12 protein-coding genes are annotated in these 14,652 nt (G+C 69.2%); 9 read left to right on the forward strand and 3 right to left on the reverse strand.

Annotated features, from left to right (window positions below; all coding sequences use genetic code 11):
* Positions 1–17 precede the first annotated feature (17 nt).
* From H5393_RS10640 to H5393_RS10650, 3 genes are all read left to right on the forward strand, one after another.
* On the forward strand, positions 18–1,481 hold the full coding sequence (locus H5393_RS10640) for an HNH endonuclease signature motif containing protein (RefSeq protein ID WP_182766650.1): 1,464 nt from the start codon (positions 18–20) through the stop codon (positions 1,479–1,481).
* 339 nt (positions 1,482–1,820) lie between these two features.
* On the forward strand, positions 1,821–2,663 hold the full coding sequence (locus tag H5393_RS10645) for a VOC family protein (protein ID WP_220488374.1): 843 nt from the start codon (positions 1,821–1,823) through the stop codon (positions 2,661–2,663).
* A gap of 139 nt (positions 2,664–2,802) precedes the next feature.
* A complete protein-coding gene (locus tag H5393_RS10650) occupies positions 2,803–3,903 on the forward strand; it encodes a PPK2 family polyphosphate kinase (protein WP_220488375.1) in 1,101 nt (366 codons plus the stop codon).
* An 11-nt stretch (positions 3,904–3,914) separates the two neighbouring features.
* Here the strand turns inward: H5393_RS10650 and H5393_RS10655 are convergent, their stop codons facing one another.
* Entirely contained in the window at positions 3,915–4,271 is a 357-nt protein-coding gene (locus tag H5393_RS10655; RefSeq protein WP_182763284.1) for a BlaI/MecI/CopY family transcriptional regulator, read from the reverse strand.
* A 78-nt stretch (positions 4,272–4,349) separates the two neighbouring features.
* Here H5393_RS10655 and H5393_RS10660 point away from each other — a divergent pair, with 78 nt between their 5' ends.
* The 5 genes from H5393_RS10660 to cydC all read left to right on the forward strand — a co-directional run bounded on the left by H5393_RS10660 (position 4,350) and on the right by cydC (position 10,633).
* Positions 4,350–5,831: a cytochrome ubiquinol oxidase subunit I gene (locus tag H5393_RS10660; RefSeq protein ID WP_182763283.1), complete on the forward strand. Its 1,482-nt coding sequence runs from the start codon at positions 4,350–4,352 to the stop codon at positions 5,829–5,831.
* An 11-nt stretch (positions 5,832–5,842) separates the two neighbouring features.
* A complete protein-coding gene (cydB, locus tag H5393_RS10665; protein ID WP_182766651.1) occupies positions 5,843–6,943 on the forward strand; it encodes a cytochrome d ubiquinol oxidase subunit II in 1,101 nt (366 codons plus the stop codon).
* A gap of 86 nt (positions 6,944–7,029) precedes the next feature.
* Positions 7,030–7,356, forward strand: a complete 327-nt coding sequence (locus tag H5393_RS10670; RefSeq protein ID WP_182763281.1) for a rhodanese-like domain-containing protein — start codon at positions 7,030–7,032, stop codon at positions 7,354–7,356.
* Positions 7,357–7,460: 104 nt separating this feature from the next.
* Positions 7,461–9,014, forward strand: a complete 1,554-nt coding sequence (cydD, locus tag H5393_RS10675; RefSeq protein WP_220488388.1) for a thiol reductant ABC exporter subunit CydD — start codon at positions 7,461–7,463, stop codon at positions 9,012–9,014.
* The gene (cydC, locus tag H5393_RS10680) at positions 9,011–10,633 is read left to right on the forward strand and encodes a thiol reductant ABC exporter subunit CydC (protein ID WP_182766653.1); all 1,623 of its coding nucleotides are present in this window, start codon (positions 9,011–9,013) and stop codon (positions 10,631–10,633) included. Before cydD ends, cydC begins: the two co-directional genes overlap by 4 nt.
* On the opposite strand, the gene H5393_RS10685 is transcribed toward cydC, so the two are convergent.
* Positions 10,617–11,708 (reverse strand): glycerate kinase, encoded by a 1,092-nt coding sequence (locus H5393_RS10685; RefSeq protein WP_182766654.1) that lies wholly within the window; start codon positions 11,706–11,708, stop codon positions 10,617–10,619. The genes cydC and H5393_RS10685 overlap by 17 nt on opposite strands.
* 170 nt (positions 11,709–11,878) lie before the next feature.
* On the opposite strand from H5393_RS10685, the gene H5393_RS10690 reads away from it, so the two are divergent.
* Positions 11,879–13,153 carry a glycosyltransferase gene (locus H5393_RS10690; RefSeq protein ID WP_182766655.1) on the forward strand — a complete coding sequence of 425 codons (1,275 nt, stop codon included), beginning with the start codon at positions 11,879–11,881 and terminating at the stop codon, positions 13,151–13,153.
* A gap of 19 nt (positions 13,154–13,172) precedes the next feature.
* Here the strand turns inward: H5393_RS10690 and fumC are convergent, their stop codons facing one another.
* Positions 13,173–14,558, reverse strand: coding sequence for a class II fumarate hydratase (gene fumC / locus H5393_RS10695; RefSeq protein WP_182766656.1), 1,386 nt, complete (start codon positions 14,556–14,558; stop codon positions 13,173–13,175).
* Between the last annotated feature and the right edge of the window lie 94 nt (positions 14,559–14,652).

Consider the following 14,652-nt stretch of genomic DNA (forward strand, 5'->3'; position numbering starts at 1 on the left):
CTTATTTAATGGTACGTATGAACGAGACGCGCGAGGTGTTGCTGCAGGGCATGGCTGCCCTGTGGCAGGACATCGGCTCGCTGGGAATGAACCCGGAAGCCGACGTCCAGCGTCGCGCCCAGCTCGCGGCACTGTTGGAGGAGGTCCAGGCGCAGGCAGCGGGTGCCCGGCTGCGGCTCCTGCACGACGCACGCCTGGCAGCCGACGAAGCTCTGGTGGAGGGGGTGCGGCAGTCCGTGCGCACCACCACCGCCCAGGCCACCGCGTCGTTGAAGCTCGCGATGGATCTTGGGGAACGCTTCCCGCTCATCGCTGATGCGTTGAACGACGGGGAGATCTCGTTGGCGCAGGCCGAAGCGATCATCTCCGGGCTCCGGAAGCTCCCCAATGCTGTGACGCGTGCAGAGGTGGAGCTGTGCCAGCGCTCCGTCCTGGCGGAGGTTCACAACCTCGGCCCGGACGAGTTGCGGGAGCTGGCCAGTCACGTGTTTCGGGTGATCGACCCCGACGGCGCCGACGCCGAGGACAAGAAGAGGCTCGACGCCCAAGACCGCGCCGCCCACCGCAGCCGGTTCCTGATCATCACCCCGGACCATCACGGGTCGTCGCGGTTCAGCGGCAAGCTCCCCACCGCCCAGGTAGAACTGCTCGCCGCCCAACTGGACGCGGTGACGCCGCCGGCATCCTCGTACCGCGACTCGGATGAGCCGTCGGATCCGGCTGTGCGGCGCGCGGATGCGTTGATGATCCTGGTCCACACCGCTGCCGCCACCGGGAAGCTCCCCGCCCACGGCGGAGACCGGCCCCAGGTCCACATCACCGTCGACTACGACACCCTGCTCACCGGGCTGGGACGCGTCGACGTCCTCGGCGGCCACGGCCAGGGCGGACTATCCGCCGCCGACGCCAGACATTTGGCCTGCGACGCAGATCTGATCCCCGTCGTCCTCGGCACCAAATCCCAACCCTTGGACGTGGGCCGCAAACACCGCCTGTTCCCCGCCGGGATCCGCACCGCCCTCGCACTGCGCGACGGAGGCTGCGCGTTTCCCGGCTGCACCGCCAGACCTGCCTCGTGTGAGGCGCACCACATCGTCCCCTGGTGGGCAGGCGGAACCAGCTGTCTAGGCAATGCGGTGCTTTTGTGTCCGCACCATCACCGGTTGGTCGAACCAGACCCTCAACAGTCATCCGAGTCGCAGTGGCAGGTCCACCTCGACCCGGACACCGGAAGGGCGTGGTTCACCCCACCCCGACATGTCGATCCGGCGCGAAGGCCGAGGCAACATCGACGACACCTCCTGCGCGAACACCTCGTCTCCTCGGCCAAGGCACCACCCTGCCCAGATGAGCCCGGCATCGCTGAACCGGTCGCCGTCGAAGCCGTTCAGAGCGAACGCCGGCCCGAAGACCGACGCACCGACTTCAGCCAACTCGACGAACTCATCGCCCGAACAGCCGCAATCTGGCAACCCGCTTGAGGCGGCGCCCCCACGCCGTGGGGACGTGCCCGGGGAGCCATGCCCTCTCCTCGACCTGCCGCTGCGGGCTGGCTCAGGGAGCGAGAACGTACGCGATGACGAGCGCGCTGGCGGCCACGCTGGCGGCCGCCCAGGCCTGGGGGCGGCAGCTCGCGGGGTACGGCATCGGGCTTAGGACCTCGTCACGTCCCGTGCCTCGCAGGACGTCTCGGGCGACTGCTGGGTTTGACGCCGTCCTTCGCCTCAAAGTCAGCGCTGGGCGCAGCAGTGACGGCCGGTGCTGGGCTTGAAGCCCCACAGCGACTTGATTAGTTTAACTTTCAACCGTATGCTGGAAGCATGACTCTCGCACCCGAAACGCACATGGGCCGCCTCGAGCTGCGCGTCCGCGACATGAACCAGCAACTCGCCTTCTACACCGACGGCGTGGGCCTCGCCCCGATGGCGGACGAGCCCGGCGCCGTGACGCTCGGCCTGGGCCAGACCCCCATCGTCCGCCTCACCGAGTCCCGCGAACTGCGCTCCGCGCCGCGTAGCGCCGCCGGCCTGTTCCACACAGCCGTGCTGTACAACGAGTTGCCGGACCTGGCCCGCACCCTGGTGTCGATGTACACCAAGTACCCCGAGACCTATGCCGGCACGGGCGACCACCTGGTGTCGCAGGCGTTCTACTTCACAGACCCGGAGGGCAACGGCGTCGAGCTCTACCACGACCGCCCCCGCGACGAGTGGACCTGGATCGGCGACCAGGTGCAGATGAGCACCCTCTACATCGATCCCGAGAAGTTCGTGCGCACCCACCTGACGGACCAGCCCACCAGCCAGGCGGGCGAGCTGGGCCACGTGCACCTTCAGGTGGGCGACGTGGCGTCGGCCCAGAAGTTCTACGTCGACGCACTGGGGTTCAACCAGACGTTCCTGCTCGGCGGCCAGGCGCTGTTCGTGTCCGCCGGCGGCTACCACCACCACATGGCGATGAACGTGTGGAACTCCGCCGGCGCCGGCCCCCGCGCCAACACGCTGGGCATGGGCGTCGTGGACATCCTCGTGCCCACCGTCGACGAGGTCGCCAAGGCCGAGGAGCGCCTGCGCTCGGCCGGATTCGCCCCCACGCACGACGGCCGCATCCTCACGGTGCTCGACCCGTGGCGCAACGAGATCCGCCTGACGGCCGACGTCTGACGAACCCAGGGAGACGCCCAAATCCAGATTCGGTGTCACTCATGACCCCAGATCTGGATTTGGCATCCGGGGCCCGCGATCGCCCACACAACGGCCCCTATGCGCGCAAGAATGGGTGATCCTCCCGAAAGGACTCCCCATGACCGATCTCTGGAGCCAGGACCCCCGGTACGCGCTGCGGGTCACACCCGATTTCGACCTGGCCACGTTCGACCGCAACTCCACCCCGGGCTGGGAAGGCAGCAAGGACGACGCCAAGGAGTACATCGCCGGCAACGAGCAGCTGCTCAACGAGCTCCAGGAACGGTTCTTCGCCCACGGTCGCTCCGGGGGCACGAAGAAGATCCTCGTCGTGGTGCAGGGCCTCGACACCGCGGGCAAGGGCGGCATCGCCCGCCACGTCTTCGGGCTGTTCGACCCCCAGGGCATCCGGCTCACCAGCTTCGGGGTACCCACCGAGGAGGAACGCTCGCACCACTACCTCTGGCGCGTCGAGAAGGCTCTCCCCCCGCCCGGCCTCATCGGGTTGTTCGACCGCTCCCACTACGAGGACGTGCTCGTCGTGCGGGTGGACGGCATCGTGGAGGAGGACGTCTGGTCCAAGCGCTACGACGAGATCAACGAGTGGGAGCAGCAGCTCGTCGACGACGACACCGTGGTGTTGAAGTTCGCCATGATGGTCTCGAAGGACGAGCAGGCCAAGCGCCTCATGGAGCGCATCGACCGGCCGGACAAGCGGTGGAAGTACAACCCCGGCGACCTCGACACCCGGGCCAAGTGGGACGAATTCCAGGAGGCCTACGCCGACGTCTTCCGCCTCACCAGCACTGGGTACGCACCGTGGATGGTGTTGCCGGCGGACCGGAAGTGGTACTCCCGGTTGGCGGTCACCGAGATCCTGCTGCGCACCCTCATCGACATGGACCTGCGCTGGCCCGAACCCGAGGAGGGGTGGACGCCGGAGCGGGAACGCGCCCGTCTGGCGGAGACCATGAGTACCGAGGCGCTGGCCGAGGACTTCGCCGACACCGAGGAGACCGTCCTCGATGCGATCGACAACAGCCTCGAGGCGTCGGAGGACGCCGCCCGGATCCGCACCCAGGCGGAGCCGCAGGACGTGCAGGAGACCGCCGTCGCGGAGGTGGAGGGCAAGCGGGCCGCGCTCCTGGCGGATCTCGACGCGACGCTGGCGCACAAGCGGGAACTGCTCGACCAGCGGGGCAGGCCCGTCGGCAAGTAGGGCGGGAAGCGCTAGACGAGTTCCGCGGGGCGTTCCAGCGCGGTGCGCTCGTCATCAGGCAGGTACCGCACCAGCAGCTTCAGCGCTTCCACCCGAACCGAGCTGTCCACGCCGTCGATCTGGCGCAACATGTCCGCAGCGATGACCTCGGCCTGCGTGCTGCGCGGCGTGTACTGCCACGCGCGGGCGACCAGTTCGCGGTCCACCAGATCCTTCTTCGTCAGGCGATCGAGCACGGTCATCACAGTCGTGTATGCGAGTTCCCGCTCTTCGGAGAGCTTGGCGTGCACGTCGGCGACGCTCATGGGCGCTTCCGCGGCCCAGAGCACCTCCATCACACGCTGCTCGAGTTCACCCCTGGATGACATGGGGCAAGCATAGGCGCTACTCGTCCCTGTTTTAGCGACAGGTTGTCGAAGTACGACGCAAAGTAGTACCGTGCGGCCATGGATCCTGTGATTCTTGCACGGTGGCAATTCGGGATCACCACCGTCTACCACTACCTTTTCGTCCCCATCACGATCGCCATGTCAATGCTCGTGGCGGTCCTCCAGACGTTCTGGGTGCGCACCGGCAAGGATGCCTACCTGCGCCTCACCAAATTCTTCGGCAAGCTTTTCCTGATCAACTTCGCGTTGGGTGTCGTGACCGGCATCGTCCAGGAGTTCCAGTTCGGCATGAACTGGTCCGAGTACTCACGATTCGTCGGCGACGTGTTCGGCGCACCGCTCGCGCTCGAGGCGCTGCTGGCCTTCTTCCTCGAGTCCACGTTCCTGGGCCTGTGGATCTTCGGCTGGGACAAGCTGCCCAAGTGGCTGCACCTCATGGCCATCTACATGGCCGCGTTCGGCACCATGCTGTCGGCCGTGTTCATCCTCGCGGCGAACTCGTGGATGCAGCACCCCGTCGGAACCATCTTCACGAACGGCCGCGCTGAGCTCGACGGTGTCGACGGCTTCCTGGAGGTGCTGAGCAACCCGGTGTTCCTCGTCACCTTCCCGCACGTCATCTTCGGCGCCTACATGGTGGCCGGCGGTCTGCTCGCGGCCATCGGCGGCTGGCACCTGGCCAAGCTCAACCGCGACGGTGAAGCCAAGCCCGGCGACACGCAGGCCTACCGCTTCGCCACCAAGTTCGGCGCCTGGGTGCTGCTCGTGGCCTCCGTCGGTGTCATCTTCACCGGCGACCTCCAGTCCAAGATCATGACCGAGGTGCAGCCCATGAAGATGGCCGCCGCCGAGGGACTGTTCTACACGGAGGAGAACGCCTCGTTCTCCATCGTGACGATCGGCAACCTGGAGGGCACGGAGGAGGTCTTCGCCATCAAGATCCCCGGCCTGCTGTCCACCCTCTCGGGCCACGAAACGGTCAAGGGCATCAACAACCTGCGCGACGAGTACGCCGCCAACGGCTTCCAGCGCTTCGATGAGACCAAGACCACGCTCCAGACCCAGTACGCGGCCGAACTCCAGGCCAACTACGAGGTGGACCCCATGCCCAACGTGGCCGTGTCCTACTGGACCTTCCGGCTCATGATCGGCCTGGGCTTCATCGGCATCGCGATCGCTGCCTTCACGCTCTGGAGCGTTCGCAAGGACCGCCTGCCGAAGTACAGCCGGTTCTGGACGGTGTTCATGTTCGCCATGCCGCTGCTGCCCCTCTTCGCCAACTCGTTCGGCTGGATCTTCACCGAGATGGGCCGCCAGCCGTGGCTGGTCGCGGGCGTGCTGCCCACCCAGGCAGGCGTCTCCGCCTCCGTTTCGGCGGGCGAGGTGCTGTTCTCCATGATCGTCTTCACCCTCCTCTACGGCGGCCTGGCCGTCCTCGAGGTGTGGCTGTTCCTCAAGTACGCGAAGGCCGGTCTCCCAGAGGTCGCCCCCGTCGAGGTACAGACGGATGCCGACGCCCCGATGAGCTTCGCTTACTGACAGGTTGAGACATGTTGAATCTGCTTGAAACCACCGTTCAGACCCCGATCCTCGTGGCCGTCTGGTTCCTCCTGGTCGCCGTCCTGTGGATCGGCTTCTTCTTCCTCGAAGGCTTCGACTTCGGCGTGGCCATGCTCATCCCCGTGTTCGGCAAGAATGAGAAGGAGAAACGCGTCATCGTCAACACCATCGGCCCCCTGTGGGACGGCAACGAGGTGTGGCTGCTGACCGCGGGCGGCGCGATGTTCGCCGCCTTCCCTGGCTGGTACGCGACGACGTTCTCGGCGTTGTACCTGCCGCTCCTGCTCGTGCTCGTCGGGCTGATCCTGCGTGGCGTCGCGTTCGAGTACCGCTCGAAGCACCACGACTCGAAGTACCGCTCCATGCTCGACTGGTTCGCCACCATCGGCTCCTTCATCCCGTCGCTGGTGCTGGGCGTCGGCTTCGCCAACTTCGTCGTTGGCCTGCCGCAGGCCACCGTCGACACCCCCGTGGGACCGGCGCCACTGTTCGACGGCACCTTCTGGGGCCTCTTCGGCCCGTTCGCACTGCTCGGCGGCGTGCTGCTCGTCGTGCTGTTCCTGGTGCACGGCTCGATGTTCCTGGCGCTGAAGACCAGCGGCATCATCCATGACCGCGCCAAGGCGTTCGCGTCGAAGGTCGGCTGGCTGGCCGCGGCGCTCGTCGCGCTCTTCGTGATCGGTCAGAACATCTTCTGGCCGGCCTCCTCCGAGTTCGGCGACTTCTCGATCTACGCCTGGGCGGCCGGGGCGGTTGCGATCATCGCGATCGTGGCGGGCACGCTGCTGATCTCCAAGGGCCGCGACGGCTGGGGCTTCATCTCCACCGGCATCACGGTGGTGGCGCTGTTCACCGGCATCTTCCTGAAGATGTACGGCAACCTGGGCTTCGCCCAGAACGAGACCATCGCCATCGGCGAGCGCCTCACCATGCTGTCGGCCGCGTCGTCGCCCACCACTCTGACGATCATGACGTGGGCGGCAGTGATCTTCGTGCCCATCGTGATCGCGTACCAGAGCTGGAGCTACTACGTGTTCAGCAAGCGGATCTCGACGAAGAACATCCCCGACGAGGTGCAGGTCGCTGCCTGACCTCCGGATCCCGACGACGAGTGCTCGCTTCAGTGGAAGTGGGCCCCTCGCCCGCTCATATATACCGGTGGGGGTATGCTGTTGCCGTGCGCACGTTCCTCCTCGCCCTGGTCCTGTCCCTCACCGCCGTCCTCGCCGCCTGCGGCACCGGTGAGACGGCCGAGCTCCCCACCGACGCGGTGTACCTCGATGTCCGCACCGCGGAGGAGTACGACGCCGGTCACGTCGAGGGAGCACGCAACATCGACTTCTACGCCGCAGACTTCGCAGACCAGCTCGCGGAGCTGCCGAAGGACGACCAGTACGTGGTCTACTGCCAGAGCGGCAACCGCTCCGGGCAGGCCAAGGCCCTCATGGACGAGATGGGCTTCACCGACGTCATCGACGGCGGCGCCTACGCCGACCTGCGGTGACTCGCACGCCCGGCTGAGCGCCGGACGCCCTGTGGAAGGATGATGGAGTGGCCGGACCCATCCATCCCAGACTCCTGAAGCGCGCCGACGCGACCCGCAGGTTCCTGGCGGCCACGGTGGTCGTCGGCGTGGCCACGGCCGGGCTGCTGATCGCCCAGGCCCGGCTCATCGCCGGCTGGGTCACCCTGGCGTTCGACACCGGCGGCTTCCCACCCGGCTGGGGCACCGCCCTGGCGCTGCTGCTCCTCGTGTTCGTGGGGCGCGGCCTTCTGGCCTGGCTCAACTCGTGGCTGGCGCACCGCAGCGCGGCCTCGGTGAAGTCGACGCTGCGTCGCGACGTGCTGGCGGCCAGGCTGGCCACCCCGGTGGGCGCCACCTCGTCGGCGTCCCTGCTGCGCACCGTCACGCAAGGACTGGACGCGCTCGACGGCTACTTCAGCAAGTACCTCCCACAACTCGGCCTGGCCGTCACCGTGCCACTGCTCGTGGGCGGCACCATCCTGCTGGCAGATTGGCAGTCCGCGCTGATCATCGCGTTCACTCTGCCGCTCATCCCGGTGTTCATGGCACTGATCGGATGGACGACGGAGAAGGCCACGCGGCACTCGTACTCCGTGGCAGACCGGCTGGCCAACCACTTCGGCGACCTTATCAGCGGCCTCCCCACGCTGCAGGCGTTCGCGCGCGCCCGGGCCCAGAAGCGCGGCGTGGACCTCACCGAGGAGCAGTACCGCGGCGCCACCATGAAGGTGCTCTACATCTCCTTCCTGTCGGCGTTCGCGCTGGAGCTGCTGGCGTCGCTGTCGGTGGCGATCGTCGCGGTCACGGTGGGCTTCCGGCTGGTGTACGGCGACGTCGACTTCACCACCGCCCTCTTCGTCCTCATCCTGGCGCCGGAGGCCTTCCTGCCCGTGCGGCAGGTGGGCGTGCACTTCCACGACTCGGCCGACGGCATCGCGGCCGCCGATGCCGCGTTCGAGGTGATCGACGCGGCCCAGGCCCACGCGGGAACGCTGCCCGCGCCGGAAGGCGCCCTCGTCCTGGACGCGGTGTCGTTCACCTATCCCGGAGCGGCCGGCCCCGCCGTCGACCAGCTGAACCTGCGGGTGGAGCCCGGCGAGGTGGTGGCGCTGAGCGGGTCCTCGGGCGGCGGCAAGTCCACGACACTGGCCATGACCATGGGCTTCCTCACGCCGGATTCCGGCACGGTGTCCGTGGGCGGCGTCTCCCTGACCGACATCGACCTGGCCTCGTGGCGCGCCCAGGTGGCGTGGGTGGCGCAGGAACCGGGGCTGGTCAACGGCACAGTCGGCGACAACGTGGCGCTCGGCCACCCCACCGCCGCGGAGGCGGACCTCGCCCGGGCGCTGGCGGACGCCGGGGCCGATTTCGGCCTCGACAAGCACGTGGGCGACGACGGCGAGGGCCTGTCCGCCGGCGAACGGCGCCGTGTCGCGCTGGCCCGAGCGTTGGTGCGGATCAGGCTCGGCGGCGCGCGGTTGCTCGTGCTGGACGAACCGACCGCAGGCCTGGACGCGGCCACCGAGGCCCACGTCATCGAGGCCGTGCGCGCAACCGGCGCAGGCGCCCTCATCGTCAGCCATCGCCCCGCGGTGCTGGCCGCCGCCGACCGGGTGGTCGAGGCGGTGCCGGCATGAGGAAGACAGTCCTCCTGGCCCGGGAGTTGATGGACGCGACGCCCAGGGGTCGCCGTCGGTTCCTGCTGGCAGTGCTGCTGGCCATGCTCGCCTCCAGTTCGTCCGTCGCACTGCTGGGCGTCTCGGCCTGGCTCCTGTCGTTCGCCGCCATGGCCCCGCCGGTGCTGTACCTGCAGGCCGCCGCCGTGGGCGTGCGCGCGTTCGCCATCTCGCGGGGCGTCTTCCGCTACCTGGAGCGCATCGTCGGCCACGACCTGGCCCTGCGCATGCAGACGGCGCTGCGGGTGCGCGTCTACGAGAAGCTGTCCGCCACCACCCTGATCGGCAGGCGTCGCGGCGACCTGCTCACGCGCGTCGTGGCAGACGTCACCGCCATCCAGGACCTCGTGGTGCGCGTGGTGATCCCGTTCGTCTCGGCCGCGCTGGTCGTCGTGGCCACCGCGGTGATGTTCAGCGTGTTCAACTGGCCCACCGCCCTCGCGCTGCTGGCGACCGCGCTGCTGGCCGGGGTGGTGCTGCCGTGGTGGACCCAGCGGGCCAGCCTCGCCGTCGACCTGGCGGCGGTGCCCACCCGGGGTCGCCTGGCGGACGGCGTGCGCGAACTGGCGCGGACCGCCACGGATCTGGTGGCCTACGGCGCCGACTCCGCCGCGCTGGACAGGCTGCTGCAGGTCGACGACGAACTGCGCCTGCAGGAGGCCCGTGGCGCCTGGATCCGTGGCATCGCCACAGGCGGCCAGTTGGTGGCCTCGGGGCTAGCCGTCGGGGCAGCGCTGTGGTTCGGCACCGGCGCCCTGACGGCCGGAGACCTGGACCCGCGTCTGCTGGCCGTGCTCGTCCTCACCCCGCTGGCGCTGCACGAGGTGCTCGGCACCTTCGCGCAGGCGGCGCAGACCTACACCCGGGCGCGCTCCGCGCTCGGCCGCCTCTCCGAGGTGCTGGAGGCGGAGCCTGTCGGCACCGGCGACGTGGTGCCCGGCGACGGCGCACCGGGCCTCCTGCTGGAGGACGCGACCATCGGCTGGCCGCTGCCCGACGGCGACTCCGTGGCGGTCCAGGAGCACGTCTCCCTGTCGGTGGCCCCGGGCGAGCGGGTGGCGCTGGTGGGACAGTCGGGCGTCGGCAAGACGACCCTGGCTGCCACCGCCATGGGGCTCATCCCCGCACTGGCCGGCCGCGTGTCGCGGGGCGGACGCGTCGGCTACCTGGAGCAGGACGCCCACATCTTCGCCACCACGGTTGCGGAGAACGTGCGCATCGGCGACAAGGACGCAACCGATCAGGCCGTCGTCGACGCGCTGGCGAAGGCCGGGCTGCCGATGGACCCGCAGCGACGGCTGGGCGAGTCAGGCACGACGATCAGCGGCGGCGAGCGTCGTCGCCTCGCGCTGGCGCGGCTCCTGGTGGGCACGCGCGACCTCATCATCCTCGACGAGCCCACCGAGCACTTGGACCGCGAGACCGCCGACGCGCTGATGCGCGACGTGTGGGCCGCCTTCGCGGACGAGCCCGTCCTGGTCATCACGCACGACCCGGACGTGGTGGCTCAGTGCACCAGGGTGGTGCGGATGAGCCCCGCCGGCCAGTCCGCCTCCCCCGTGGTCAGCGGAAGCTCATAGCCACCTGGCGTCCCGCTTCCCTCGCCACTGCGATGGGGTCCGCCAGGGCGCGCTCACCGGCAAGGTCCCAGAGCGCGACGGCGAGGCCGTGGAAGTCCACGTCCTGGCGGCCGGCCACCAGCGCGACCGGCAGTTCCCTCCCCCGCGCCTCCGCGACCTCGGAAGCGATCTGCCGCACCACGTCGACGGCCTTGCCGCTGAAGCTCTGGGCGTCGAAGGACCCCTCCCCCGTCACTACGAGGTCGGCGTCCTGCATGGCCTCGCGGAGCCCGATCGCGTCGGCCACCACCCGGGCGCCGGAGGTGGTGGTGGCGCCCCAGAGCTGCAGCGCGAAGCCTGCGCCGCCCGCCGCGCCGGCGCCGGGTGCGTGGGGGTCGCCTCCCACCACCGCGGCCCAGTGCGCGAGGTTGGCGTCCATCTCCTCGATGAGGGAGGCGCCGCCCTTCTGCGGCCCGAACACCGCCGCCGCGCCGTCGGGGCCGAGCAGCGGGTTGGTCACGTCGGACAGCACCAGCGCACCGCCTTCGGGCGGCGGCACCACGCCGGCCCACTCCACGGCCGTGATTGCGGGCAGTGCGGCGTTGCCCAGCTGCTCCGTGAGCGCGGGCGGCTGGGGCGCGCGCCCCACGCTGAGGCCGAGCGCCACGAGCAGGCCCAGGCCGCCGTCGGTGGAGGCGCTGCCACCGAGGGCCAGGAGGAGCCGGGTGGCGCCGGCGTCCAGCGCGGCGCGGATGGCCAGGCCGAAGCCGCGGGTGTGCGCCTCACGTGGGGCCAGATGCCCGATGGTGGTGAGCCCGCAGCAGTGGGCGAGCTCAACCACGCCCGTGCCGTCCGGGAGCCGCACCCACGACGCGTGCCGGAGCTCACCGAGCGCGTCGACGGTGTCGAGCGGCAGCCGCTCGGCCCCCGCGAGGGTGGCGAAGGCGTCGAGGGTTCCCTCGCCGCCGTCGGCCATGGGGCGGATGGTCAGGCGGTCCGCCGGGCGCACGTCGACCCACCCGTCCGCGATCGCGCGTGCGGCCTGGACGGCGGTCATCGTCGACTTGAAGGAGTCGGGTGCGATCACCACGCGCATGGACGACGGTAACCCGGAGAGGGTCTACAACGCGAGCACTTCGCGGCAGTCGCCCTCCGACACGCCGGTGGAACGGCGTGGAAACCCTGGGATGGCGCCCGGTTGCCCACGGTTCGACCGGCTGCCGCGCCCGCCGACAGGCGCCCGCGATCAGCCGCTAGAGTGGCCGGGTGACCGCCCCCGTTTCCACCGATGGACGCCGCCTCAGGGTGGCCCAGTTCATCGATAACTACGGCCCGGGTGCCAACGGCCTGATGTTCGCCGTGCAGCAGTTGGAGGGCAACCTGCTCGACGCCGGGCACGAGGTGATCGTCGTCGCCCCCGCCGCCAAGGGGCCCAACCCGCACCAGGGCCGCCCCGGGCGCAGCGAGATCCGGCTCCCCTCGGTGCGCGTTCCGAAGATGCCCACGCGCGTGGCCAACGGTCGGCACTTCGAGCGCACGATCGACGAGATCGGGAAGCTGAAGCCCGACGTGCTGCACGTGCACGGCTTTGGGACCATCGGCGTGCTCGGCACCTGGGCCGCGCAGCGGCTCGGCATCCCCATGCTGCTGACGTGGCACACCGATTTCGACGCGTACGCAGACCACTATTCGACCGTGTTGCCCCTGCTCACCGGAGTGCTGAGGGCCTGGGCGACGATCACCCGGGGCGACTTCGTCAGCCAGCGCGACATCCGCGCCGCAGAGGTGCGCTACGAGGACCGCGGCCGCTCGACGGCGTCGCTGCTCGCCCTGTGCCAGAAGATGCTGGAGACGGCCACCCTGGTGACCACCCCGTCGCCGAAGACGGCGCTGCGCTGCCGGCACCTCACGGAGAACATCAACGTGCGGGTGGTGCCCAACGGTGTGGACCCGCTCCCGCCCGGCCCTCCGCCGATCACTCATCCCGACGGGCCGATGGTGCTGTACGCCGGCCGCATCGCACCCGAGAAGGGCATCCCGCTGCTGGCGGAGGCCTTCACGTTGGTGCACGCGCAGTACCCCGACGCGCGGCTGTGCATCGTCGGAGACTGGCAACGGTATTCAGGCATCAAACGGATCCTCACCGAAGGCCGCGACGCGGGCCGCATCATCCTGCCCGGCGAGCAGAAGCGCGACGACCTCGGCGCGTTCTACGGCATGGCGGACGTGTTCGCATTCCCCAGCCTCACCGACACCCAGGCCCTCGTCCTGCACGAGGCCGCGCTGGCGGGCCTGCCCATCGTCTCGGTGGACCACGAACTGCAACTCGTGATCGAACCCGGCGTCAACGGCGAGATCACCCGCCCGACGCCCGCGTCCCTGGCCGCCGGAATCATCCGGGTGCTGGAGAAGCTGCCGGATGACACCTGGCGGTCCAGGGCGCGCGAGCGCTCCGTCGAACTCGGTTCGCAGTGGAGCATCGCTTCGCAGGCCGCGGAGATGCTTTCGATCTACGCCGAGGTTGCCGCCTCCGGGCGCTGAGACCAGCGCCCGGCGCGGCCTACTTACCGGTCATGTCGGCCGGGATCACCCACGCGTCGAAGTCCTCGCCGGCGACACCGTTGGCGATCGCCGACTCACGCAGCGACGTGCCCTCCTTGTGTGCCTGCTTGGCGATCTTGGCGGCCATGTCGTAGCCGATGTGCCGGTTCAGCGCGGTGACCAGCATCAGGTTGGACGACAGGTTCGCGTTGATCCGCTCCAGGTTCGGCTCGATGCCGACGGCGCAGTGGTCCGTGAACGAGCGCATGCCGTCCGCCAGCAGGCGGATCGACTCCAGCACGGCGTGGGCCATCACGGGCTTGAACACGTTGAGCTGGAAGTTGCCCTGGCTTCCCGAGAAGCCGACGGTGGCGTCATTGCCGAACACCCGCGCGACCACCATGGTGAGGGCCTCCGACTGCGTCGGGTTCACCTTGCCGGGCATGATCGACGAGCCGGGCTCGTTCTCGGGGATCAGCAGCTCGCCGATGCCGTTGCGCGGGCCCGAGGCGTACCAGCGCACGTCGTTGGCCAGCTTCATCAGCGCGCCGGCCAGCACGCGCAGCGCGCCGCTGACCTCGACGAGCGAGTCGTGCGCCGACAGCGCGGCGAACAGGTTGTCCGCCTGGCGGAACTCCAGGCCGGTCTCCTCGGAGATCTTCTGCGCGGTCAACGCGCCGAACTCCGGGTGGGCGTTGAGGCCCGTGCCGACGGCGGTGCCGCCGATCGCCAGGTCACGCGCACGAGAATCTGCGAACCTGATGCCTTCGGCGGCGAAGTCCAGCTGGGCGACCCAGCCGCCGAACACCTGACCCAACCGCACCGGCGTGGCGTCCTGCAGGTGGGTGCGGCCAACCATCACCACGTCGTCGTACTGCCTGGCCTTGGTGTCGAGCACCTCCCGCAACTTCTCGACGGCCGGGTACAGCAGCGAGTTGATTTCGCTGACCACCGCGATGTGCATGGCCGTGGGGAAGGTGTCGTTGGACGACTGGCCGCGGTTGACGTGGTCGTTGGGGTGGACGGGCTGCTTGGAGCCCATCTCGCCGCCGGCCAGTTCGATGGCTCGGTTGGAGATGACCTCGTTGGAGTTCATGTTGGACTGGGTGCCGGAACCGGTCTGGAACACCACCAGCGGGAAGTGGTCGTCCAGCTTGCCGGCGATCACCTCGTCGGCGGCGCGGGCGATGAGCTCGGCGACATCGGACGGCAGTTCGCCCAGTTCGCCGTTGGCCTGGGCGGCGGCCTTCTTCAGGACCCCGAGGGCCCGCACCATGGGGCGGCCCCAGACGAAGGCGTTGCGGCCGATGTCGAAGTTGTGGAGGCTGCGTTCGGTCTGCGCGCCCCAGTAGCGGTCTGCGGCAACGTCGATGTTGCCCATTGAGTCGGATTCAATGCGTGCCATGCCCCCGACGCTACCCCGCCGCGACGACTGATCGGGACGATTCGGCGGAGGTGAGATCCGGCAGACGCCGAGCGGCAGGGGCATGAAAAGGCCC

The organism is Tessaracoccus sp. MC1756, from assembly GCF_014164735.1.
Lineage (GTDB): Bacteria > Actinomycetota > Actinomycetes > Propionibacteriales > Propionibacteriaceae > Arachnia.